Consider the following 23,161-nt stretch of genomic DNA (forward strand, 5'->3'; position numbering starts at 1 on the left):
GCCGATGCCTGCGGCGCCTCGACGACAGTATGACCGTGGACAACCCATTGCCCGTCGGCGCGCGGCTTGCGGAGGAACTCGGGGTGGCCCCAGAGAAGCACATTGTCGGGTTGATCGGTCATCGGCAGCTCGGGGTCGGCAGCGGCATGCACGGCCCAGACATTGCCGCTGTGCCATGACAGCGGGCGCGCCCTGAGCCACGCGATCATCGCCGCGCCCATCGCCGCAGCCAGCCGCTCGCGCACCTCGTCAAGCCCCGCCGGGTCGGTGCTGCCGCCGCGCGGCGGCGCAACGCCGAAACTGGCCAGCACCTGCAAGCCGCCGTTTCTCAGCCATCTCGGCCCGTTCTTCGCCGGATCGTCGAGAAAATCAAGCAGCATGCGTTCGTGGTTGCCCATCAGGCAAACGACCGGCGGCGTGTCTTGGGGCGAAACCGACATCAACAGCTCCAGCACATCGCGGCTCTGTTCGCCGCGATCAACGTAATCGCCCAGAAACACCACCGGCCATCCGGGGCAGCGCGCCTCGATCAGCCGGTCGATCTCCAGCAACAAATCCGCACGGCCATGCACGTCGCCGATGGCGACGAAGGGGCGCTCGGGTTGCAGGTCTGCGCTCGCCGGGGCGACCTCGGGCTCTACGGGCGGTGCCCCGCGGCTGAATATTCGCGACAGAAGTCCCTTCATGGGCATCATCTTTCCGATTTGACGTTATATTTCAAGCGGTCATCAGCCCCCGCTGCCGGCACCGGAGTGTCATGGCGCGACCGCGCCGCGCAATCCATGCCCGGCGGATCGCCGGCTAGGAATGGGGCGTTGAGACCGTGCGCGGCTCATACCGGCCGCCATCGCGTCTGGCCAGTGTCCTTTGCCGACATCGGCGGATTTCCGGCAATGACATGCACCACCCCGGTAGGGTGACCGCCGATTGCGGCGCGATGATGACCGGGACAAAGTGACAGGCGTACCGGGCGCGCCCTCTGATCAGGGCACGAGAATCTCGATCTCGACCAACGCCGTCGGGTCGGCGCCGACCGCGCGCATGGCCGCGAGCGACAGGCGGCTGCCGCCCGCGCCGGGCGCGGCGATCACGGCAACGTCCACGGCGGCACCGCTGCCGGTGGCGACGACGCGGCCGCGCGTGTCGGCCCGGGCCAGCGGTGTTTCCACCCACTGCCCCGGCCGCGTCGGATCGCCCAGCGTCGCCACCGAAGTGCCGAGGCTGCGCAAGTTTGTGCCGGTCGCCGCGTCCCCATCACCGCCGGGGCGGCTCTCGGGCCGTGTCGTATCCGCCCCCGGCTCTGCATCTGCGGTCGGCGGCGGCGCGGTCGTGACACCGTTGCCATCGTCGCGCCCGCCGAGCGGCCACAGATCGCCCAGTTGCGCGCAACCCGCCAGCCCCAGCATGGCGCCAAGCGCCGCGATCGTCAGGTGATGCCTCATGCCCCGAGGTTAGACCGGCCCTGCCCCGTTGTGAACAGATTTCCTGGCCCTGGTCGCCCCGGCATCGCGATTCCGCCCTTGCCGCGCCGGGCCGGGCGGCTTAGCTTCTTGCCCATGACAGAGCCCCTTATCGACCCCTTCCAGCGCGCGATTTCCTACCTGCGCGTCTCGATCACCGACCGCTGCGATTTCCGCTGCGTCTATTGCATGTCCGAAAACATGACGTTCCTGCCAAAGAAGGAACTGCTGACGCTGGAGGAACTGGATCGCATGTGTTCGACCTTCGTCTCGCTTGGGGTGGAGAAGCTGCGCATAACCGGTGGCGAACCTTTGGTACGCAAGGGCATCATGACGTTTTTCAACGCCATGACCCGGCACCTGGAATCCGGCGACCTGAAGGAATTGACGCTGACCACCAACGGCAGCCAGCTCGAACGCTTCGCAGGCGACCTTTACGCCGCGGGGGTGCGGCGGGTGAACATCTCGCTCGACACGCTGGACGAGACGAAGTTCGCCGACATCACCCGCTGGGGCCGGCTGCCCCAGGTGATCAGGGGCATCGACGCGGCACAGCGCGCCGGGCTGCGCGTCAAGATCAACACCGTGGCGCTCAAGGACTTCAACGAGGACGAACTGTTCACTCTGGTCGAGTGGTGCAAAAGCCGCGACATGGACCTGACCTTCATCGAGGTCATGCCGATGGGCGATATCGGCAACGAGGACCGGCTTGACCAGTACTGGAAGCTGTCGGATATGCGCGCACGTCTGGCCGAGGAATACACGCTGACCGACCTGGCCGAACGTTCGGGCGGGCCGGCGCGCTACGTGCGCCTCGATGAGACGGGCCAGAAGATCGGGTTCATCACGCCGCTTTCCCACAATTTCTGCGAAAGCTGCAACCGCGTGCGGCTGACCTGCACCGGCGAGCTTTTCATGTGCCTGGGTCAGGAGGACATGGCCGACCTGCGCGCGCCCCTGCGCAACAATCCCGGCGACAACGCGCCGCTTGAGGCGGCGATCCGCGACGCCATCGCGTTGAAGCCCAAGGGCCACGATTTCGACTATTCCCGCCAGGACGTGTCAGGCCGCATGAGCCGCCACATGAGCCACACCGGCGGCTGACCCCGGCGGCGCACGGGCGGTCTTTCATCCCGACGCGGGCCGTGGCAGATTGCGTTCCATGTCAGACCTGCTTACCTCGCCCGACGGCACGCCCGCCAGCCGCTTCGCCTTCGGCACCATGCAGTTCGGTGGCCGCGCCGACGAAGGCCAGGCCGCCGCGATGGTCGCGGCCTGCCTTGATGCGGGCATCACGCATTTCGACACCGCCCATGTCTATAACGACGGCGCCGCCGAACGGATCACGGGCGCGTTGCTGCGCCCGCACCGCGAGCGTGTCGTCATCGCCACTAAGGCCGGGTTCAGGGGCGGCGCGGGGCGCGACAACATCCTGCGCCAGTTCGACGAATCGCGCCGGCGGCTGGACATGGACATGGTCGATGTTCTGTACCTGCACCGGTTCGACCCCGACACTGACCTCGCAGAAACCATGGACGCTTTCGCCACTTTGCGCGCGCGCGAACAGATCCGCTATATCGGGCTGTCGAACTTCGCCGCATGGCAGGTGATGAAGGCGCAATGGACCGCGGCGCGCTTCGACCTGCGCATCGGGGTACTGCAACCTATGTACAACCTCGTCAAACGCCAGGCCGAGGTCGAAATCCTGCCCATGTGCGCCGACCAGTCGATCGCCGTGGCACCCTATTCACCGCTTGGCGGCGGGCTGCTGACGGGCAAGTATGCGCGCGGCGGCAGCGGCCGGCTGAGCGAGGATCGCAACTACGCCGACCGCTACGCGCCGGCCTGGATGCACGACGCCGCCGCCGGGCAGGCAGAGATCGCCGCCGAGGTGGGCACCGATCCGGCAACGCTGGCGGTGGCCTGGGTGGCGGCGCACCCCGCGCGGCCGATGCCGATCATCTCGGCCCGCACGGCCGCGCAACTGGCGCCCTCGCTTGCCGCACTCGACTACCCGATGGACCCCGCGCTCTACGCCCGCCTGTCGGCGTTGACACCCACCCCGCCGCCGGCGACCGACCGACTGGAGGAGACATGACCGACATCATCATCATCGGCGGCGGCGTGGCCGGGGTTTCGGCCGCTGCGCGGCTGGCGCCCCACGGTGCCGTCACCGTGCTGGAAACCGAGGAATCCCTGGCCTATCACGCCTCGGGGCGGTCGGCGGCGATGTTCATCCGTGATTACGGCAACGCCACCATCAAGGCGCTGAACGCGGCCAGCGCCGATCACCACCACCACGCCGATGGCGGGGTGCTGTCGGAGCGCGGCATGATGCTGCTGGCCCGCGCCGACCAGGCCGAGGTCTTCCACGCCGAGGCCGCCGATCTGGGCCTGTCGGAAATCAGCCTCGACGAGGCGGCGGCGCTGTGGCCGATCCTCAACCCCGACACCGTGGCGCACGCCGCCTACCGGCCGGATGCTTATGACCTGGACACCGACCTGCTGATCCAGAACTTCGCCCGCGCGGCGCGCAAGCATGGCGCGCAGATCCTGACCCGCGCCCCGGTCACCGCCATCGCGCACACTGGCGGGCGCTGGCAGGTCACTGCAGGCGGGCACGATCACACCGCCGACATCGTCGTCAACGCCGCCGGCGCCTGGGCCGACGACATCGCGGTGATGGCCGGGGCGGCACCGCTGGGGATCACGCCTTACCGCCGCTCGATGGCGCGCATCCCGGCGCCCGGGGGGCTGGACACGTCGCATTGGCCGTTCGTCGATGGCGTGGCGGAAAGCTGGTATGCCAAGCCCGACGCCGGCGCGCTGATCGTCTCGCCCTCCGAGGAAGACCCGGTCGACCCGCACGATGCCTGGGCCGACGACATGGTGTTGGCCGAAGGGCTGGCGCGCTACGAGGAAATGGTCACCCACCCGGTTACCCGGATGCTGGCCAACTGGGCCGGGTTGCGCAGTTTCGCCCCCGACCGCGCGCTGGTGATCGGCCCCGATTCGCATGTGCCCGGCTTTCACTGGCTGGCCGGCCAGGGCGGCTACGGGTTCCAGACCGCGCCGGCGGCCAGCCAGCTCGCCGCCGACCTGATCACCGGCACGGCACCCGAACTGGATGCCGCGACCGTCGCCGCGCTTTCCCCGGCGAGGTTTTCCTGACATGCCCCGCCGCCTGAGCCTGCCCGACAGCGCCTCGGTCGCCGATACCGGCGCGGACGGGCGCATGTACGCGCCCTCGGCGGCGCGCAACATCCCCCATATTCGTGACCTGCTGGCGCAGTTCGCCCCGCAGACCGGCCGGGCGCTGGAACTGGCCGCCGGCACCGGCGAACATGCCGTGGCGCTGGCGGGTGCGCTGGCGGGTCTCGACTGGCAGCCCAGCGACGTGGATCCGGCGCGCCTGCGCTCGATCGACGCACACGCCGCCGACGCGGGGTTGGCCAACCTGCGGCCGGTGATCACGCTTGACGCCACCGCGCCCGGCTGGAGCGCCGCGCACCCCGGCCAGGACCTGATCGTGCTGGTCAACCTGCTGCACCTGATCAGCACGCCCGAGGCGCATACGCTGGTGGCCGAGGCCGCAATGGCGCTGGCCCCCGGCGGGGTGCTGTTTCTCTATGGCCCGTTCCTGCGCGATGGCGAGGCGACCTCGGAGGGTGACGCGCGTTTCGATGCCAGCCTGCGCGCGCAAGATCCCGAGATCGGCCTCAAGGACGACTGGGAGGTGATCGACTGGATCAATGCCGCGTGGCTGGACCTGGCCGCAGTGGTCGAGATGCCGGCCAACAACCTCGCGCTCATTGCACGCAAACCGGGCTGAGGCGCCGGCATTTCTGATCAGGATCAAGGTGACGGCGCGCGCGTCATGCTTTAGGACGCGCGAAAGCACCGACAAAGGATGACCCCGATGAACTGGACCGACAAGCTGTCAGACACCCGCGACCAGTTGCGCGCCCTCAACAAGACCGTGCCCGACACCGCCCGCGCCTTCGGCGCGCTCGGCAAGGCGGTCAAGGACAGCGGCACGCTGGAATTCAAGACCAAGGAATTCGTCGCGCTCGGCATTGCCATCGCCACCAAGTGCGATGCTTGCATCGCGATCCATGTCGAAAAACTGGTGAAATGCGGCGCCACCCGCGAAGAACTGGGCGACGTGCTGGCGATGTCGATCCAGATGGGGGGCGGTCCGTCGATGATGTACGCCGCCAAGGCGCTGGAATGCTACGACGAAATGTCGGCACAGGCGGGCTGAACCACGCCAGCGCAGGCCATCCGGTCAGCTCGCCCCGTCCAGCAGCGCGCGCGCGGCGCCGCGGGCCTCTTCGGTGATCATGTCGCCGGCGACCATGCGGGCGATCTCGTCGACCCGCTGGCCCGCGTCGAGGGGCACAACCGTGGACAGCGTCTGCTCATCGTGCACGGCCTTTTCCACCCGCCAGTGATGGGCGCCGCGTGCGGCCACCTGCGGTGAATGCGTCACCACCAGAACCTGCCCGCCCTCGGCCAGCGCCGCCAGGCGGCGGCCCACGGCATCGGCGGTCGCGCCGCCGACGCCGCGGTCGATCTCGTCGAAGATCATGGTCACGCCCTCGCTGCCCTGGCTCAGGCAGACCTTGAGCGCCAGCAGAAAGCGGCTGAGTTCGCCACCCGAGGCGATGCGCGCCAGCGGCCCGGCCGGCGCGCCGGGGTTGGTCGCCACTTCGAAGGCCACCTGATCGGCCCCGTCGGGGCCCGGGTCCGCGGGGGTGATGCGGGTGAGAAACGTCGCACGGTCCATCTTGAGCGGGGCCAGTTCGTTTGTTACCGCGCGGTCGAGCCGCTCGCCCGCCTCGGCCCGCGCCGCGCTCAATTTTGCCGCGGCCTCGTCGTAGGCAGCGCCGGCGGCATCGCGCGCCGCCTCGAGCTCGGCGATATTGGCATCGCCGGCCTCGAGCGCCGACAGACGCTCGCGCAACTCGGCACCGAAGCCGGGCAGTTCGTCGGGCGCCACGCCGTGCTTGCGCGCCAACGCCCGGATCGCGAACAACCGCTCTTCAAGCTGCTCCAGCTCAAGCGGGTCGAAACTCAGCCCGTTCAGCGCCGTCTCGACCCCGTGCGCGGCCTCGCCCAGTTCGACCAGCGCGCGGCCCAGGGCCTCGAGCGGTGCGTCGAGTTGCCCCTCGGCCCGGTCGGTCACGCCTTCGAGCCAGCGCATCGCGTCACCCATGGCCCCCTCGGCGCCTTCGCCGCCCAGCAACTGATGGGCGCGGGCGACATCGCTGCGGATGCGCTCGGCGCCCTGCATCATGCGGCGGCGACTGTCCAGCGCCGCCTCCTCGCCCGGCTCGGGGGCAAGCGCGTCGAGTTCCTCGACCGCGTGGCGCAAGAAATCCTCCTCGCCGCGGATCGCCTCCAGCGCCGCTTGCGCGGCGGTCAACGCCTTCTCCGCCCGGCTGCGCGCGCGCCAGGTCTCGCGGCACCGCGCCAGCAGCGCGCCATGACCGCCGAAGGTATCCAGCAGCACCCGGTGGCCGCGCGGGTCCAGCAGGCCGCGGTCGTCCTGCTGGCCGTGCAATTCAACCAGCGTGTCTGACAGGTTGCGCAATACCTCGCCCGAACAGCGCCGGTCGTTGATCCAGGCCGTCTTGCGCCCGTCGCGGCGGTTCACGCGCCGCACGATCAACTCGCCCTCTCCGTCTCCGCCGGGGATGCCGGCCTCTGCGAGCACCTGCCACGCCGCATGGTCCGCGGGCAGGTCGAACACCGCCGTCACCTCGCCCTGGTCGGCCCCCGCGCGCACCAGATCGGCGCGACCACGCCAGCCCAGCACGAAGCCCAGCGAATCAAGCAGGATCGACTTGCCCGTCCCGGTCTCCCCGGTCAACACGTTGAGACCGGACCGGAAATCAAGCTCCAGCCGGTCAATGATCAGGATATCGCGTATCTCCAGCGCGCACAGCATGCTCAGACGTCCCGCCGGCGGGTCACCCCGCCGGCCCCCCCCTTTACAGCCATTCGCCCTTGATCGTCTGCCGGTAGATGCGGCTGAGCCAGTTGTTGCCGCGCGCTTCCGGTGTCAGCCCCTGTCCCGTCAGCAGCTTGAAGCTGGCCTGGTACCATTCGGTGCTGCGGAAGTTGTGCCCGAGGATCGCGCCGGCGGTTTGCGCCTCGTCGGTCAGGCCCAGCGACAGGTAGGACTCGACCAGCCGGTGCAATGCCTCGGCCGTGTGGCTGGTGGTCTGGAAATCCTCGACAACGGTGCGGAACCGGTTGATCGCGGCGGCGTAGTGCTGACGCTTGAGGTAGTAGCGACCGACCTCCATTTCCTTTCCGGCCAGGTGGTCGAAGGCCAGATCGAACTTGAGGATGGCCGAACGCGCATATTCGCTGTCGGGATATCGCTCGATCACGGTGCGCAGCGCCTGAAGGGCCTTGAAAGTCAGTTCCTGATCGCGCCCGACCTCGTCGATGCGGTCGTAATAGCTGAGCGCGAGCAGGTATTGCGCATAGGCCGCGTCCTCGTCGGCGGGGTAGAAATCGATGTAGCGCTGCGCGGCCGATCGGCTGTTCTCGTAATCCTCGGCCCGGTGATAGGCGTAGGCCTGCATGATCAGCCCGCGCTTGGCGATGTCGGAATAGGGGTAAAGCCGTTCGATTTCGGAAAAGTAGTAGGCGGCCTCGCCGGGTTTGCCGCGCTCGAGCTCGAACTCGCCTCGCTCGAATATCTGCTTGGCCGAATATTGCTCGATGTCGACGTTATCGCGCCGCTCGACGCCGGAGCCACACCCGACCAGCATCGCGATCAGAAGCCCGCCACCGATCAGCCGCACAAAGGACATGCCTGTCATGCTTGCTCTCACCCTAAAAACTTTCCCGCCGGGCAGCCCGGCCTTGCCTCACCTAGCACAGAAAATTCCGGGGCAAAACGCCTTTGGCCGGATTCGTGGATTCCCGTTGCGATGCCACTCAGGCGACGGCGGGAATCTCGCTGTCGCGCAGCCCGGCACCGGGCAGGCGCGCGGCAATATCCGGCCCGCAGGTGACGCGGCGATAGGCGCCGGGGGTGGCAAAGAGGGCGCGCAGCAGGTCGTTGGTGATCGCGTGACCGGCGCGCACGCCGATATAGCGACCCAGAAGCGGCGCCCCGGCAAGCGCCAGATCGCCAAGCGCGTCCAGCATCTTGTGGCGCACCGGCTCGTCGGCGTGACGCAGCCCACCGGGGCTGAGCACATGATCCCCGTCCACCACCACGGCATTCTCCAACGTGCCGCCCAGGGCCAGCCCGTTCTTGCGCATCGCCTCGACATCGGCATTGCGGCAGAAGGTGCGGCTGTCGCTGAGTTCGCGCACGAAGGTGCCGTTGGCCATGGTCAGCCGCTTGGACTGCGCGCCGATCACGGCATCCTCAAAGTCGATATGGAAATCCATCTGCAACAGTTCGGCCGGCTCCAGCCGCGCGCACGCGGCGCCGCGACGCACCTCGACGGGCGCGGTGATCTCGATCGCCTCGATGGGCGCGCCCAGCCTGCGCAGCCCTCCTGCCATGATCCCGCGCACGAACTGTGCGGCGCTGCCGTCGAGGATCGGTATTTCGGGGCCGTCGATCTCGACCAAGGCGTTATGGACGCCGCAACCGGCAAGCGCGGCCATCAGGTGTTCGACGGTCGCGACCGACACGCCGTCGGCGTTTTCCAGCCGTGTGCACAGCGGCGACTGCCGCACCATATCCCAGCGTGCGGGGATGTGCGCGGCGGCGCCGGCCACGTCAAGGCGGCGGAACCATATCCCGGCACCGGCGGCGGCCGGCCGTATGGCCACACGCGCGGGTTGTCCGCCGTGCAGGCCGACTCCGACGAATTCGACCGATGATCTGAGCGTGTGCTGCACTATTCCCCCATCCATTCCCGCGCCGCAGACCGGTGGCCCGTCGCGCGTTACACTTCAGTTAATGATGCAATGCCGGCGGCTCAACTCAAACTTTGTAACGCGTTGAAACATCGCCACCGGGGCATAGGCGGGGTTTCGCCGACCCCGGTTTCAACCCTATGCGCAGCCAATGAAACTGCCCCGGCGGTCGGGTCGCAACCCTTTACCGCAGATCGTGCATTTCAGGGGGAACATGGTTACCGGGTCTGCGTCGCAGAGTGTCGGAAGACCTCACCGCGCGGCTTTCGAACGCGTCACGCCACATCGTCGTCGAGGCTCGCTTATCGGGGCAAGGCGGCCCGGCGAAGCTTTTTGCACGCAGTTGGATTTCAGTCTGAGGCGATCCTTGATCCACGGCTGAAGTGCCGCGCAGCGCGCGTTCGCCGGCCGGGCGCGGCACCATCTTTGATGAGCACTTTATGCCTGCCAAATACTTCTGCGTTATCAATTGTTTGAGAGGTATCAGGCGCGCCCGCCCGAGGGGGTGGACCGGAGCTGCGAGTTCGTTTCTGCGTAATAGGAAGGGCCGCCCGCCGGGCGGTCCCTGTTGTTTCGGTCAGCCCCTGCCGGCTCAGTTGGCCTGGCGGCGCAGGAAAGCGGGGATCTCGATGCGTTCCTGGTCCGGGTCGGCCTCGTCCTCGTAATGGGATTGCGCCTGCGCGCGCTGCGCTTGCACCGGCGGTTGCTGGCGGCTGGCCTGAGCGCCGCGCGCCGCGCCACCGCCCCCGCCATCGTTGCCGTGTCCGGTCATGCGGTTGATCAGAGAATTGATGCCGAAGCGCGACCGTTCCGAAGATTCGCCGCGTGGTTCTTCGCGCGACGCACGAGCTTGCTGCTGCTGACGGGCGCCGGGGGCATTGTCGACGGCCGAGCGCAGACGCGCCATCGCCTCGGGCGAGGGTGTGCCGGCCGGCGCCGCGCGCGGCGCGACGAATTCCTCCGGGTCGCTGTCGAGGTTGTCCTCGACGCGCGACTCGGGCGCCTGCGGCGTGTAGGCGGGCGGCGGCAGATCGTCGTCCCGCGCGCCGTAGACGGGCTGCTGCTCCTCGGCAAAGATGTCTTCCATCTGATCCTCGGCGGCGGCGCGCTGCGCGTCCAGCTCGTCGAACAGCGGCTGTTGCGCCGGGGCCGGTTCCTGGTATGCCGGGGCCTCGCGGCCGGCTTGTGCGGCGGCCGGCTGCGGCTCCGGGTCTTGCTCATGGACGGCCGTCTGCTCGACATGCACGTTCTGCTTGAGTGGCGCGGCCATCGAACGGCGCGGCACCGGCAGGTCGCCCATGTCGTCGCGCGCGTCGATGCCGGTGGCGACGACGCTGACACGCATCACGCCTTCCATTTCGGCGTCGAGCGTGCTGCCGACGATGATGTTGGCGTCCGGGTCAACCTCTTCGCGGATGCGGTTGGCGGCTTCGTCGAGTTCGAACAGCGTCAGGTCGTGCCCGCCGGTGACGTTGATCAGCACGCCGCGCGCGCCGTTGAGGCTGATCTCGTCGAGAAGCGGGTTGGCAATGGCCTTCTCGGCAGCCTGGATGGCGCGGTTTTCGCCCTCGGCCTCGCCGGTGCCCATCATCGCCTTGCCCATCTCGTCCATCACCGCGCGCACGTCGGCGAAGTCCAGGTTGATGAGACCCGGGCAGACCATCAGGTCGGTCACGCCCTTGACACCCTGGTAGAGGACGTCGTCGGCAAGGGAAAATGCCTCGGTGAAGGTGGTCTTCTCGTTGGCCAGCCGGAACAGGTTCTGGTTGGGGATGATGATCAGCGTATCGACGACCTTTTGCAGCGCCTCGACGCCTTCCTCGGCCTGGCGCATGCGCTTGTTGCCCTCGAACTGGAACGGCTTGGTCACAACGCCCACGGTCAGCACACCCAACTCGCGCGCTGCCTGCGCGATGATCGGCGCCGCCCCGGTGCCGGTGCCGCCGCCCATGCCGGCGGTGATGAAACACATGTGCGCCCCGGCGAGGTGATCGACGATCTGTTCGATGCTTTCCTCGGCGGCGGCCGCGCCGACACTGGCGCGCGCCCCTGCGCCCAAGCCCTCGGTCACCTTGACGCCAAGCTGGATGCGGTTCTGGGCCGCGGTTTCCTGCAGCGCCTGGGCATCGGTGTTGGCGACCACGAAATCACAGCCGATCAGGCTTTTCTCAATCATGTTGTTGACGGCGTTGCCGCCAGCGCCGCCGACACCGAAGACGGTGATGCGGGGCTTCAACTCATCCTGTCCGGGCATCGAAAGGTTCAATGTCATGATCTGTCCGCCTGATGTTGTGCCCGATTTTCGGGCGATTATCTGCCTCGTTTGTACCGATACTACCCGCTAAGACTTGAATCGTCACCCAAAAAAACGGTTTTTGCACCAAATATGGCCGGGTATCGGCATCTTTTCGCGTGATTTCGGCAATGCAGCGACATCTGGTGGTTACCAGTTGTCCCTGAACCATTGCACCGCCCGCCTGAGCGAACGCGCCGGGTAGCGATCGGCCGGCAAGTCGAAATCCCACCATTCGTCCTGCGGGTGCGCCGCAAACAGGCTCAGCCCCACGGTCGATGAAAACCCCGGCCCGGTCGCCGCCTGTGGCAGCCCGTGCACCCGGAGCGGCCGGCCCAGTCGCACCTGCTGACCCAGGATGCGGCTGGCCAGCGCGTCGAGCCCGGGGATCTGGCTGCCGCCGCCGGTCAGAACGATCTGCTGGCTGGGCAGGTGATCGAACCCCGCCGCATCGAGCCGCGCGCGCACCTCTTCGAGGATCTCCTCGACGCGCGGGCGCATGATACCGATCAGCTCGGCGCGGCTGACGGCACGGCGGTCGTGCTCCCAGTCGCCGGTGTCGCCGCCTATGTCGATCATCTCGCGGTCGTCCATACCGGTGGCGTGCACGCCACCGTAAAAGGTCTTGATCCGCTCGGCCACCGCCATCGGCACCGACAGGCCCATCGAGATGTCGCCGGTGACATGGTCGCCACCCATGCGCACGGTATCGGCGTAGATCATGTGCTTTCTGATGAAGATCGACAGCCCCGTGGTGCCGCCGCCCAAGTCGATGCAGGCGGCACCCAGTTCCTGTTCGTCCTCGACCAGCGCCGAGATGCCGGCGGCATAAGCCGACGAGGCGATGCCGGCCAGTTCCAGATCGCACCGCTTGACGCAATGGGCAAGGTTCTGCACCGCTGTGGCGTTAACGGTCAGCATGTGCAGATCCGTCGCCAGCCTCTGGCCCAGTTGGCCGCGCGGATCGCCCAATCCGCTGCGGTGGTCGAGCGCGAAATTCACCGGCTGGGCATGCATCACCTCGCGCCCCGCGCCGAAATCGGGCACCTCGCAGGACGACAGCACCCGGCTGACATCCTGTTCGGTCACCACCTGACCGTCGAGGTCGATCGCCCCGGTCAGCCCATAGGAACGCGGCCCGGCGCCCGAGAAACAGGCGATGACATGATCGACCCGGACCTGGGCCATCTTTTGCGCCGCCTGCAGGGCGGTACGGATGGCACGCTCGGTCTCCTGCATCGCGTCGATCTCGCCAAAGCGCACCCCGCGCGAGCGGGTGGTCGCGGCGCCGACGACGCGAAAGCCGGCCTGCCCCGCCATCGGGCCGACACCGTCTGCCTCGCGCAGCCGCTCGGCGCCGTCGAAGCGCAGCACCAAGCAGGCGATCTTGCTACTGCCCACGTCCAGGATCGCCACCACCCCGCGCTGCAGGGCGGCGCGGCGCATGTTGCGCATGGCACGCTGAGATTCATAGAGCTCGATCATTGACTGCTGTCTCCCCAACTCATCCGGCTGATACGCCACCACTCGTCCCGCGCCGACGGCCTGAGCCGAATGGTGGGCCGATGCGCGATGCGCATGTCCACCACGGCAATGTCGCGCGCCATCATTTCCTGTGCCTGGTCCAGCGCGATGACCCGTTCGAGGGCCTGCACCGGCCGCTCCGCAGGCAGCATGATGCGCTGCCCCCGGTCCAGCATCACGTCCCAGCGTCGCGCGCCGATTCGCACCAGCCCGCGCAACCGCGGCGCCAGCGGCGCGACCGCCTCGACCAGCGCCAGCGCCTGGGTCACCCGCTCCGACGCGCCCTTTCCGGCGATCAGGGGCAACTCCGGCGCCTCGGCCCGCTCCAGCACCGAGCCGATCACCACGCCCTCGGCATCCAGCTTGTCCAGCCCGTCGGGCGTGCGCCACAGGGCAGCCGCCTCGCGTTCGGTCACGTCGATCTGAAGCACCCCGCCCGAGCGGATGCGCACGTCCGCCGCTGCCACCGCCGGCAACTCGCGCACCCGCCTCTGGATGGCGGCAAGGTCGAGGTCGAAGGAGCTTTGCGGGAAATCCAGCGACAGGATTTCGCGGATGTCCTCGGACAGCGGCGCGCCGGCACCGTCGATAGCCATCAGGCGCACCCGGAACTCGGGTCGCGTCTCGATCGCGGCGCGCATCTCGTGGTAGGTGGCCATCACACGGTCGTGGTTTTCTTGGTCCGACAGCCACACCCACAGCGCGGCAAAGCTGACGGCGAAGGGCACGCCCACCCGCAGCACCGTCCGAAAGAGCGGTGTCAGCATCAGCCGCTGCATGCGGTAAGACCAGCGCGACGGCGCCGGATCGGGGCGCGGCTTTACCGGTTGCATCCCGCATCCTCCACCATCCAGCGACACAGCGCACCAAAGTCGATGCCCGCGACGCGGGCCTGTTCGGGGGAAAGCGAGGTGGGCGTCATGCCGGGCTGGGTGTTGACCTCCAGCAGCACCAGCCCGTCGCGTCCCCGGCCCTCGTCCCAGCGGAAATCGGCCCGGCTGAGCCCGCGGCAGCCCAGCGCGCAATGCGCATCGAGCGCCATCTCCAGACATGCCGCGGCGACGTCGGCGGGGATATCGGCGGGCACCACATGGCGCGAGCCGCCGGCCTTGTACTTGGCGTCGTAGTCGTACCAGCCTTCGGTGATGATGTCGGTCACGCTCAGCGCCCGATCGCCCATCACCGTCACGGTCAGCTCACGACCCGGCGCGAAAGCCTCGACCATCACCGTTTCTGGCATGCCCGTGCCCAGCCGCGGCGGTGCGTTGGCGGCCTCATGCACGATGTAGACCCCGACGCTGGAGCCTTCATTGTTGGGCTTGACCACGTAGGGCGGCGTCAGCACATGCGCGGCCTCGGCCTGCGCGCGCGGCACCAGAACGCTGTCGACGACCGGCAGGCCAGCGGCGCGAAACACCTCCTTGGCGCGCGCCTTGTCCATCGCCAGCGCCGAGGCCAGCACGCCCGAATGCGTGTAGGGCAGGCCCAGCCATTCCAGCATCCCCTGCACGCAGCCATCCTCGCCCCAGCGGCCGTGCAGGGCGTTGAACACCGCGTCGGGGCGCAGATCGGTCAGCCGGGCGCACAGGTCGGGGCCGGCATCGACCAGCGCCACCTCGTATCCCTCGCCCCGCAGCGCAGCAGCGCATTCACGCCCCGATGTCAGCGACACCTCGCGCTCTGCCGAGGGTCCGCCCATCAATACTGCCACGGCCGGGGTTGCCCTGCTCGACATACCCACTTGCTGCCTCGATTTCGCGGGCCGTCGTTGCGGCCCTTGTCATGTTGTCGGTCTTGGTCTTGTCATTGATCAGCGCCCGGATCACCCACGCGCATGATTTCCCACTCTAGCTTGATACCGCTGGAATCGTAAACCTTTTTTCGCACCCTCTCGCCCAGCTTTTCCAGATCGGCGGCAGTGGCGGTGCCGGTGTTGATCAGGAAGTTCGGGTGCTTCTCGCTCATCTGCGCACCGCCCAGCCGCGCGCCGCGCAGCCCGGCGGCGTCGATCAGCTTCCACGCCTTGAGGTCATGCACGTCGTCGGCGCGCCCGGTGCTGGATGCGCCCGAAGGATTGCGAAAGGTGGACCCGGCGCTGCGGTCCCTTGTCGGCTGGGTGACGTCGCGGCGCGCCAGTTGGTCGGCCATTGCCGCCTCAAGCGCCGCCGGCTCGCCCGCCGGTGCCGCGAAACAGGCCTCGACGATCACCGCGCCCGGGGGCAGGTCACTGTGGCGATAGCCGAAATTCAGGTCCGCCGGCGTCAGGGTGACGATCTCGCCCGCGCGGGTAACGGCGCGCGCCTGCACAAGGTGATCGGCCACATAGCGCCCATAGCAGCCCGCGTTCATGCGCACCGCGCCGCCGATGGCGCCGGGAATGGTGCGCAGGAAGGTCAGGTCGCGCCCCGCCGCGGCGGCCTTGCGCGCCACGTGCGCATCCAGCGCCGCCGCCCCGGCGACGACATGGTCGCCCTCCACCCGGATGTGGTTGAAGCCGCGCCCCAGCCGGATCACCACGCCGCCAATACCGCCATCGCGCACGATCAGGTTCGACCCCACGCCGATGGGAAACACCGGCACGTCGCCGGGCAGATCACGCAGGAACGCGGCCAGGTCGTCGGCGTCGGCGGGCTGGAACAGCCACTGCGCCGGGCCGCCGACGCGCAGCCAGGTCAGATCGGACAGCGGGCGCTGCGGGGTCAGTTTGCCCCGCGTCTGGGGAAGCTCGGTCATGACCGCGGTTTTGCCCTGCGCGCGGGGCAAGGTAAAGTCCCCGCATCGCGACGGGCGCAGGCGGGTGCCAGATCATGCATCCGAAGCCTGCGCCGCGGTCAGGTCCGCCGGCGCCAGAACAAAAGCCTTGCCGAAGCCGCCGTTGAGCAGCGCCTTTTCCACCGCAAACAGCACGAACGCGAAATCGGCGAAGTCGATGTAGAGCTTGGCCTTGGGCTGCTGCGCCAGGTAGTGGCGCACCAACGCATCGCGGCCCTCGGCGCCGTGGCGGACGAAACGCGCCCTCGCCTGCAAGGTGATACGCGGGTGGTTGAGCGGATCGCCGCGCTCGACCGGCCCGTCCAGCAGCAGCGAACAGCGCGGGTCGGCGGCCAGCGCCCGGCTGTGCGCCGCCAGGTCGGAAATCAGCGACAACGGCGTACCGTCCGGCGCCCGGCCAAAGGCGACGCGGCTGACCATCGGCGCACCGCTGTCGGGGTCCAGCACCCCCAGCGCCGCGGTGCGCGCCTGCGCCAGCAGGTCGCGTGCCATGCGGCGGGCGGCGTTGTCGGTGGGCCGGATGGCGCGGTTGGCGGGGCGTGTCATGGCCCCAGCATAGCGTCGGCCGGCCACGGATGGAAAGGGGCGCGGCGCACGGGTTCAGAACGCGCGCCACAGCGCGATCTTGGCGCCGGTCCGCGACGGCCCGCGCAGGGTTTGAGTGAGGCCCAGCTCCAGGCGCAGACCGGGACGCAACTCCATGACCAGCGAAGGCACCAGCCGCGCAAAGGGCGGATCGCCCGCCGACTGCCCGGTCTGGATCTGCACCATGACCTTGCGCCCGTCGCGGATGCGCAGACCGAGGGTCACGTCGGTCTTGATGTCGAGTGTGCGCCGCTCCAACCCGATCTCGACCACGGTATCGACCGCCAGCCAGCCATCGCCCAGCCAGCCCTCCAACCCGTTGCCCAGCGACAGGCCCGGCCGCAGCACCGCCTGCCCCGCGATCCGGCCCAGCCCGAGTTCGGCCGCGGCAACCATCCCGTGCGGCCATGGTACTGGCAGCGACCGGCGCAGGAACGCCACCGCCTTGGTGCTACCCGACACCGCGCGCCCCAGATCGACCCCGGCGGCAAGGCGCGGCGCCATGCCGAACTCGGCATAGACCCCGGCATAGGGCCGCGCCCGCGGCGCCCCGGCATAGAGCGACACCACCGCCAGCCCTTCGCCGGGGGCGCGCAACCACGCCCCGGCCCGGGCCGGGGCCGCCGGCCACAGCAGCATCAACAGGATCAGAACGCACCGCATCGCCGGCCCTCCCTTGATCTCAACCATGGGGAAGAGTCGGTAAACAGCGGGTTAACCGGCGCGATGCAGCACACAGGCTCCGCACGGACGGCGAAAACCGTTTGCCGCGCCCGCCGGTCTCGTCTTAGGCTGGAAGCAGCAACCGCAGGAGGGGGCGATGCCGCGGATTTCCGGGGACAACAGCTATCAGACCGTGATCACCACGTTCGAGATGACGCCGGGCACCTGCCAGGATCTTCTGGACGAACTCAAGGATGCCTATGCCAGTTTCATCTCGCAGCAACCGGGGTTCATCGCCGCCGGACTGCATGTGAACGACGCCCAGACACGGATCGCGAACTATTCGCAATGGCGCCGGCGAGATGATTTCCAGGCCATGCTGCGCACCGACGAGATGCGCCGGAGAAACCGCCGCATCGCCGAGCTTTGCAAGAGTTTCGAGCCGGTGATGTACGAGGTCGCGGCAACCTACCCCGACAAGTTCAGCACGGGCTGACATGGATCAATGCGCGGCGGCGCGCGGGCTGCAAGGCTGGGGCGTCACGGAACAACAATGCGCGAACAGAAGGACGACACGATGTATTCCAATATTCTGGTACCGGTTTCATTCGACGAGGGACGCGACGTCAGCGGCGCGATCGAGGTGGCGCAGGCGCTGGCCGCCGATGGTGCCAAGATCACGCTGCTGCATGTGATGGAGCATATCCCCGCCTACGCGATTTCCTACATGCCGCGGGAATACCTGCTCGAAAGCCGCAAGGCGATCGACAAGGAACTGGCCGACATGGTCGAGGACATTCCCGGCGGCGCCAGCGAGGTGATCGAGGGTCATGCCGGGCGCACCATTCTGGACTGGGCCGGCGAGCACGACGTCGATTGCATCGTCATCGCCTCGCACCGCCCGGGCATGCAGGATCTGCTGCTCGGCTCGACCGCGTCGATGGTTGTGCGCCATGCCGCCTGCGCGGTGCACGTGATCCGCTGAAATCGAAACGCCACGCATGGCAATAATCCGGAGGAAGGAAACATGCGCAACACATTGATGACGTTGATCGCAATGGGCCTTGGCGCAGCACTGGCGGTGCCGGCATGGGCCGAGGACAAGCCGGTGAACATCAGCCCCGACACGCCATCGGTCACCGTGCCGACGCAATCCGGCCCGGTCGAGATCAAGCGCATACAGGACAGCGATCACCAGATCACGGGTGAATGGGCGCGCACGTCGCGCGCCTGTCCGCCGTTCTGCATCCAGCCCATCAGCCCCGCCGAGGGCGTAACCACGATCGGCGAGCTGGAACTGATCGAGTTCCTGCAGAACCCCGACGTGGTGGTTGTAGACAGCCGCACCCCCGACTGGTTCGAGAACGGCACCATCCCCGGCGCGGTCAGCATCCCCTACACGCAAATCTATGACCGGCTGGGCGAGTTGGGCTGCCAGATCGATTTCGACGGCTGGGACTGCGCCGAGGCAAAGACGGTGGCGCTGTTCTGCAACGGGCTGTGGTGCGGGCAGTCCCCCACCGCCATCAGGCGAATGATCGCCGCGGGCTACCCTGCCGAGCGCATTCACTATTACCGCGGCGGCATGCAAAGCTGGCGCGTTCTGGGCCTGACCGTGACGGGGGAGTAAGGCGAATTCCGGCGCGCGGGTGGCCGCGGCTCAATAGTCTGCGGCCCCCTACGCGACCGGAGGTGAACGGAAAAACCAACCGCACGCGCTGGCCGCGCGCGAGGGGTTTAGGCGTGGGAGCCTCCGGCGGGAGTATTTTCGGAAAGATGAAGCCGCCGCGTGCCCGGGACCGGGGCGCTGCGCGGGGACAGCGGGGCGACGCGCGCGTAGGAACCTGCGCAAGGTTCGCAGGGGCGGGCGCGATTCACTCCGCAGCCAGGCGCCCCTGATCGAGCCGCAACACCCTGTCCATTCGCGCGGCGAGGGCGCGGTTGTGCGTGGCAATCACCGCCGAGAGCCCGGTTTCGCGCACCAGGCCCATCAGCACGGCGAACACCGTTTCGGATGTTTCGGGGTCGAGGTTGCCGGTCGGCTCGTCGGCCAGCAGCAGCCCCGGCGCGTTGGCCAGTGCCCGGCAGACGGCGACGCGTTGCTGCTCGCCCCCCGACAGGGCGGCGGGGCGGTGCTCGGCGCGCGGCGCCACGCCGACCCGGTCGAGCAATTCCAGCGACCGCGCCTGGGCGTCGGCCTTGCGCGCGCCATTGGCCAGTTGCGGCAGCATCACGTTTTCCAGCGCCGAGAACTCGGGCAGCAGGTGGTGGAACTGGTAAACGAAGCCGATGTCGCGGCGCCGCGCCACGGTGCGATGGTGATCGCCCAGCCCGCCCATGTCGCGGCCGTTGACGCGCACCGTGCCGCTGTCGGGGCGGTCCAGCAGCCCGGCGATGTGCAGCAGCGTCGACTTGCCCGCCCCGGAGGGCGCCACCAGCGCCACCACCTCGCCGCGCGCGACACGCAGATCGATGCCTTGCAGCACCCGCACCTCGGCCGGCAGGCCGGCGTTGTAGGTCCGCGTCACGGCGTCGAGCACTAGCGCCTCGTCACTCATAGCGCAGTGCCTCCACCGGGTTCATCCGCGCCGCGCGGCGGGCGGGAAAGATCGTGACCACGAACGACAGCCCCAGCGACAGCGCCACTGCCGAGAGCACATCGGCCAGCCGCAACTGGGCCGGCAACTGGTAGAGCCCGCGCACCGCCGGATCCCACACGCCGCCGCCGGCGACATAGTTGACAAAGGAAAACACCGGGTCGATGTAGACGGCGAACAAACACCCCAGCACCACGCCCGCGGCAGTGCCGATCAGCCCGGTGAAGGCGCCGCAGATGAAGAACACCCGCAGCACCGAGCCTTCGGTCAGGCCCATGGTGCGCAGGATGCCGATGTCGCGGCCCTTGTTCTTGACCAGCATGATCAGCCCCGAGACGATGTTCATCGCCGCGATCAGCACCAGGATCGACAGGATCACGAACATCACGTTGTCCTCGATGTCGAGCGCACGCAGGAACCCGCCGCTGGCGTCGCGCCACGTCCAGACCTGCGTGCCCGTCCCCGCCGCCTCCAGCAGCGGGCGCTTGTAGCGTTCCACCGCGCCGGGCTCTTCAAGCATGACCTCGAGCTCGTCGGCCAGCCCCTCGCGGTTGAAATAGCTCTGCGCCTCGGTGAACGGCAGGTAGGCGCGGGTGCGGTCGATGTCGTAGCGCCCGGCGGTGAAGATATAGGTGACCTCGTAGGCCTTGATGCGCGGGCTGGTGCCGAAGGCCGTCTTGACGCCGTCCGGCGAGATCAGCTTGATCTGCTCACCCACGCGCAGGCCCAGTTCGCGCGCCACGCCCGACCCGATGGCGATGCCCTCGTTGAAACGGTCGATGTCGCCGCGTGCCTGTTCGGGGTCCGCGATGCGCGGGATAGTGCGCAGGTCTTCGGGCGCGATGCCGAACACCTCGACCCCGGCGTTGCGACCGCCGACGCTGGCCATCACCTGCCCCTTGACCAGCGGTGCCACCCGCGCGACGCCCGGCACCTCGGCCAGCCGCGCGGCCATGTCGCGATAATCCTCGATGGTGCGGTCCATGCGGCCGGTGACCTGGTTGACCTCGCCCATCGAGTAGACGGTGACATGCGCGTTGGCGCCCAGGATGGTATCGACGAATTCCGCCCGGAAGCCCGAGCGCACCGCCAGCGTGGCGATCAGCGCGAACACCGCCAGGGTGATACCCAGAAGGCTGATCCAGGTCATGACGCTGACGCCGCCCTCGGCGCGCCGTGCCCGCAGGTAGCGCCACGCGATCATCCATTCGAAGGCCGCGAAGGGCGGCGGTGTGCCGTCACCGCGCGCGTTCCTTGCGTCGGCGGCGCTCATCGCTGCGCCCTTTGGCGGGCGCCGGGGAAGGCCGCGCTCACAGCCATGTGTGGAAAGACCGCTTCGCCATCGGCTCGACGCGCGACAGATGCGGGTGATGGGGCGCGTAGATCTGCGCGACCCGCTCCACCGCCTGTTCGGGGGGCAGTTCCTCGCTCTCACCGGTACGCCGACTGGTCAGTTCGACGACGCCGTTCTTCAGCCCGCGCGGCCCGACGGTGATGCGCCACGGCAGGCCGATCAGGTCCATGGTGGCGAACTTGGCGCCAGCGCGTTCGTCGCGGTCGTCGTAGAGCGGATCGAGCCCCAGCGCGGTGAGCGAATCGTAGACCGCCTGCGCCGCCGTGTCGGTTTCCTCGTCGCCCTGCTTGAGGTTGACGATGCCGCAATGGAACGGCGTCACGCCCTCGGGCCAGATGATGCCGCGGTCGTCGTGGCTGGCCTCGATGATGGCGCCCAGAAGGCGGCTCACGCCGATGCCGTGGCTGCCCATGTGCACGGGAACCGGCTTGCCGTCAGGGCCCTGCACGGTGGCGCCCATGGGCTCGGAATACTTGGTTCCGAAATAGAATATCTGGCCCACCTCGATGCCGCGCGAGCGGCGCTGCCGGTCTTCGGGGACCTGCGCGAACAGCGCCTCGTCGTGGGTTTCGTCGGTGCGGGCATAGGGGGTGGTCCATTCCCTGACGATCGCCGCGCAGGCATCGCGGTCGTCGTAATCCACGTCGCGCTCGCCGAATTTCAATGTCGTGATGATGCTGTCGTAGAACACTTCCGACTCGTCGGTGTCGGCCAGCACCAGGAATTCGTGCGTGTCGTCGCCGCCGATCGGGCCGCTGTCGGCGCGCATCGGGATGGCTTGCAGGCCCATGCGTTCATAGGTGCGCAGGTAACTTACCATGTGGCGGTTGTAGGCGTGGATGGCACTGTCGTAGTCGAGATCGAAATTGTAACCGTCCTTCATCAGGAACTCGCGCCCGCGCATGACACCGAAGCGGGGGCGCACCTCGTCGCGGAACTTCCACTGGATCTGGTAGAGCGTCAGCGGCAAGTCCTTGTAGCTGCCGACATGGGCGCGAAAGATGTCGGTCACCAGTTCCTCGGCCGTGGGCGTATAAAGCATGTCGCGCCCGTGCCGGTCGGTCATGCGCAGCATTTCCTCGCCGTAGTCGTCGTAGCGGCCGCTCTCGCGCCACAGGTCGGCCGATTGCAGGATCGGCATCTGGATCGCGATATGCCCGGCGCGCGCCTGTTCCTCGTGGACGATGTCTTCCACCTTGCGCAGCACCTTGAACCCCAGCGGCAGCCACGAATAAATGCCGGCGGCGGCCTGTTTGATCATCCCCGCGCGCAGCATCAGCCGGTGGCTGGCAATCTGCGCCTCCGAGGGGGTTTCTTTCAGGACGGGCAGGAAATAGCGGGTCAGACGCATGTCGGGGGCACCTTCGGTCAATGCAACGGTCTTGCCTGTGCTGAGTAACCCAGCCCCGCACGCCCCGCAACCGCCCAAGCGCGGCGCGCGCATGCGCAAGCGCGCCCTCTTGCCCCGCTGCGACCCCTGTCCTAGAAGGCACCAATCCCTGACCAAGGATCCGTGACCATGCTTGACCTGACCTACGAGGCCCCGAAACCCAAGGTGATCGCCGGCGCGAAACACGACTGGGAACTTGTCATCGGGATGGAAGTGCACGCGCAGGTGGCCAGCCGCGCCAAGCTGTTCTCGGGCGCCTCGACCGAATTCGGGGCCGAGCCCAACTCCAACGTCTCGTTCGTCGATGCGGGCATGCCGGGCATGCTGCCGGTCGTCAACGAGGGCTGCATCGCGCTGGCCGTCAAGACCGGGCTGGGGCTGAAGGCGCAGATCAACCTGTGGTCGGCGTTCGACCGCAAGAACTATTTCTACCCCGACCTGCCGCAGGGCTACCAGATCAGCCAACTCTACCACCCGCTGGTGGGCGAGGGCGAAATCCTGGTGGACATGGCCCCCGGCGTCGCCCGCAAGGTGCGCATTGAGCGCATCCACGTCGAACAGGATGCCGGCAAGTCGATCCACGACATGGACCCCACGATGTCCTTTGTTGACCTGAACCGCACCGGC

Annotated in this window: 23 protein-coding genes and 1 pseudogene; 9 read left to right on the plus strand and 15 right to left on the minus strand. The window is 68.0% G+C overall.

Annotated elements, in window-relative coordinates; genetic code table 11:
* Both Q0L89_RS12970 and Q0L89_RS12975 read right to left on the minus strand, forming a co-directional pair.
* A partial coding sequence (locus Q0L89_RS12970; protein ID WP_296765844.1) for a metallophosphoesterase occupies positions 1 to 686 on the minus strand: 686 nt, incomplete at its 3' end.
* A gap of 297 nt (positions 687 to 983) precedes the next feature.
* Positions 984 to 1,442, minus strand: coding sequence for a hypothetical protein (locus tag Q0L89_RS12975; protein ID WP_296765847.1), 459 nt, complete (start codon positions 1,440 to 1,442; stop codon positions 984 to 986).
* Positions 1,443 to 1,556: 114 nt separating this feature from the next.
* Between Q0L89_RS12975 and moaA the strand changes: the two genes are divergently transcribed.
* The 5 genes from moaA to Q0L89_RS13000 all read left to right on the plus strand — a co-directional run bounded on the left by moaA (position 1,557) and on the right by Q0L89_RS13000 (position 5,724).
* Positions 1,557 to 2,564: a GTP 3',8-cyclase MoaA gene (gene moaA / locus Q0L89_RS12980; protein WP_296765849.1), complete on the plus strand. Its 1,008-nt coding sequence runs from the start codon at positions 1,557 to 1,559 to the stop codon at positions 2,562 to 2,564.
* Positions 2,565 to 2,622: 58 nt separating this feature from the next.
* Positions 2,623 to 3,558 (plus strand): aldo/keto reductase, encoded by a 936-nt coding sequence (locus Q0L89_RS12985; protein ID WP_296765852.1) that lies wholly within the window; start codon positions 2,623 to 2,625, stop codon positions 3,556 to 3,558.
* On the plus strand, positions 3,555 to 4,631 hold the full coding sequence (locus tag Q0L89_RS12990) for an FAD-binding oxidoreductase (RefSeq protein ID WP_296765855.1): 1,077 nt from the start codon (positions 3,555 to 3,557) through the stop codon (positions 4,629 to 4,631). Before Q0L89_RS12985 ends, Q0L89_RS12990 begins: the two co-directional genes overlap by 4 nt.
* Before the next feature lies 1 nt (position 4,632).
* Positions 4,633 to 5,292: a DUF938 domain-containing protein gene (locus Q0L89_RS12995; RefSeq protein ID WP_296765857.1), complete on the plus strand. Its 660-nt coding sequence runs from the start codon at positions 4,633 to 4,635 to the stop codon at positions 5,290 to 5,292.
* An 87-nt stretch (positions 5,293 to 5,379) separates the two neighbouring features.
* On the plus strand, positions 5,380 to 5,724 hold the full coding sequence (locus tag Q0L89_RS13000; protein WP_296765860.1) for a carboxymuconolactone decarboxylase family protein: 345 nt from the start codon (positions 5,380 to 5,382) through the stop codon (positions 5,722 to 5,724).
* A gap of 24 nt (positions 5,725 to 5,748) precedes the next feature.
* Here the strand turns inward: Q0L89_RS13000 and recN are convergent, their stop codons facing one another.
* From recN to Q0L89_RS13050, 10 genes are all read right to left on the minus strand, one after another.
* Positions 5,749 to 7,413 carry a DNA repair protein RecN gene (recN, locus tag Q0L89_RS13005; RefSeq protein ID WP_296765862.1) on the minus strand — a complete coding sequence of 555 codons (1,665 nt, stop codon included), beginning with the start codon at positions 7,411 to 7,413 and terminating at the stop codon, positions 5,749 to 5,751.
* A 43-nt stretch (positions 7,414 to 7,456) separates the two neighbouring features.
* On the minus strand, positions 7,457 to 8,248 hold the full coding sequence (locus Q0L89_RS13010) for an outer membrane protein assembly factor BamD (RefSeq protein ID WP_296765900.1): 792 nt from the start codon (positions 8,246 to 8,248) through the stop codon (positions 7,457 to 7,459).
* Between the two features lie 169 nt (positions 8,249 to 8,417).
* A complete protein-coding gene (gene lpxC, locus Q0L89_RS13015; protein WP_296765903.1) occupies positions 8,418 to 9,338 on the minus strand; it encodes a UDP-3-O-acyl-N-acetylglucosamine deacetylase in 921 nt (306 codons plus the stop codon).
* Positions 9,339 to 9,948: 610 nt separating this feature from the next.
* Positions 9,949 to 11,628 (minus strand): cell division protein FtsZ, encoded by a 1,680-nt coding sequence (gene ftsZ, locus Q0L89_RS13020; RefSeq protein WP_296765865.1) that lies wholly within the window; start codon positions 11,626 to 11,628, stop codon positions 9,949 to 9,951.
* Positions 11,629 to 11,799: 171 nt separating this feature from the next.
* Complete coding sequence (gene ftsA / locus Q0L89_RS13025; protein ID WP_296765868.1) at positions 11,800 to 13,134, minus strand: cell division protein FtsA; 1,335 nt, start codon at positions 13,132 to 13,134, stop codon at positions 11,800 to 11,802.
* Positions 13,131 to 14,006 (minus strand): cell division protein FtsQ/DivIB, encoded by an 876-nt coding sequence (locus Q0L89_RS13030; protein WP_296765871.1) that lies wholly within the window; start codon positions 14,004 to 14,006, stop codon positions 13,131 to 13,133. Before Q0L89_RS13030 ends, ftsA begins: the two co-directional genes overlap by 4 nt.
* Positions 13,994 to 14,914 (minus strand): D-alanine--D-alanine ligase, encoded by a 921-nt coding sequence (locus tag Q0L89_RS13035; protein WP_296765874.1) that lies wholly within the window; start codon positions 14,912 to 14,914, stop codon positions 13,994 to 13,996. The genes Q0L89_RS13030 and Q0L89_RS13035 overlap by 13 nt, the downstream gene beginning before the upstream one ends.
* 62 nt (positions 14,915 to 14,976) lie before the next feature.
* On the minus strand, positions 14,977 to 15,906 hold the full coding sequence (gene murB / locus Q0L89_RS13040; RefSeq protein WP_296765877.1) for a UDP-N-acetylmuramate dehydrogenase: 930 nt from the start codon (positions 15,904 to 15,906) through the stop codon (positions 14,977 to 14,979).
* A gap of 72 nt (positions 15,907 to 15,978) precedes the next feature.
* A complete protein-coding gene (locus Q0L89_RS13045; protein WP_296765880.1) occupies positions 15,979 to 16,491 on the minus strand; it encodes a HugZ family protein in 513 nt (170 codons plus the stop codon).
* 54 nt (positions 16,492 to 16,545) lie between these two features.
* Positions 16,546 to 17,193, minus strand: coding sequence for a hypothetical protein (locus Q0L89_RS13050; RefSeq protein ID WP_296765883.1), 648 nt, complete (start codon positions 17,191 to 17,193; stop codon positions 16,546 to 16,548).
* Positions 17,194 to 17,350: 157 nt separating this feature from the next.
* Between Q0L89_RS13050 and Q0L89_RS13055 the strand changes: the two genes are divergently transcribed.
* The 3 genes from Q0L89_RS13055 (at position 17,351) to Q0L89_RS13065 (ending at position 18,823) form a co-directional block, all read left to right on the plus strand.
* The gene (locus Q0L89_RS13055) at positions 17,351 to 17,689 is read left to right on the plus strand and encodes an antibiotic biosynthesis monooxygenase family protein (RefSeq protein ID WP_296765885.1); all 339 of its coding nucleotides are present in this window, start codon (positions 17,351 to 17,353) and stop codon (positions 17,687 to 17,689) included.
* An 81-nt stretch (positions 17,690 to 17,770) separates the two neighbouring features.
* Positions 17,771 to 18,178, plus strand: coding sequence for a universal stress protein (locus Q0L89_RS13060; protein WP_296765906.1), 408 nt, complete (start codon positions 17,771 to 17,773; stop codon positions 18,176 to 18,178).
* A 42-nt stretch (positions 18,179 to 18,220) separates the two neighbouring features.
* On the plus strand, positions 18,221 to 18,823 hold the full coding sequence (locus tag Q0L89_RS13065) for a rhodanese-like domain-containing protein (RefSeq protein WP_296765888.1): 603 nt from the start codon (positions 18,221 to 18,223) through the stop codon (positions 18,821 to 18,823).
* 244 nt (positions 18,824 to 19,067) lie between these two features.
* Here the strand turns inward: Q0L89_RS13065 and Q0L89_RS13070 are convergent, their stop codons facing one another.
* Genes Q0L89_RS13070 through proS form a run of 3 tightly spaced genes read right to left on the minus strand, consistent with a single transcriptional unit; the run spans position 19,068 to position 22,495 of the window.
* Complete coding sequence (locus tag Q0L89_RS13070; protein ID WP_296765890.1) at positions 19,068 to 19,751, minus strand: ABC transporter ATP-binding protein; 684 nt, start codon at positions 19,749 to 19,751, stop codon at positions 19,068 to 19,070.
* On the minus strand, positions 19,744 to 21,063 hold the full coding sequence (locus tag Q0L89_RS13075) for a lipoprotein-releasing ABC transporter permease subunit (RefSeq protein ID WP_296765895.1): 1,320 nt from the start codon (positions 21,061 to 21,063) through the stop codon (positions 19,744 to 19,746). Before Q0L89_RS13075 ends, Q0L89_RS13070 begins: the two co-directional genes overlap by 8 nt.
* 37 nt (positions 21,064 to 21,100) lie before the next feature.
* Positions 21,101 to 22,495 carry a proline--tRNA ligase gene (gene proS / locus Q0L89_RS13080; RefSeq protein ID WP_296765897.1) on the minus strand — a complete coding sequence of 465 codons (1,395 nt, stop codon included), beginning with the start codon at positions 22,493 to 22,495 and terminating at the stop codon, positions 21,101 to 21,103.
* 168 nt (positions 22,496 to 22,663) lie between these two features.
* Here proS and gatB point away from each other — a divergent pair.
* Positions 22,664 to 23,161, plus strand: a pseudogene (gene gatB / locus Q0L89_RS13085) (Asp-tRNA(Asn)/Glu-tRNA(Gln) amidotransferase GatCAB subunit B); the annotation flags it as partial.

Origin of the sequence: Sediminimonas sp., assembly GCF_024637375.1 — a bacterium.
Lineage (GTDB): Bacteria > Pseudomonadota > Alphaproteobacteria > Rhodobacterales > Rhodobacteraceae > Sediminimonas.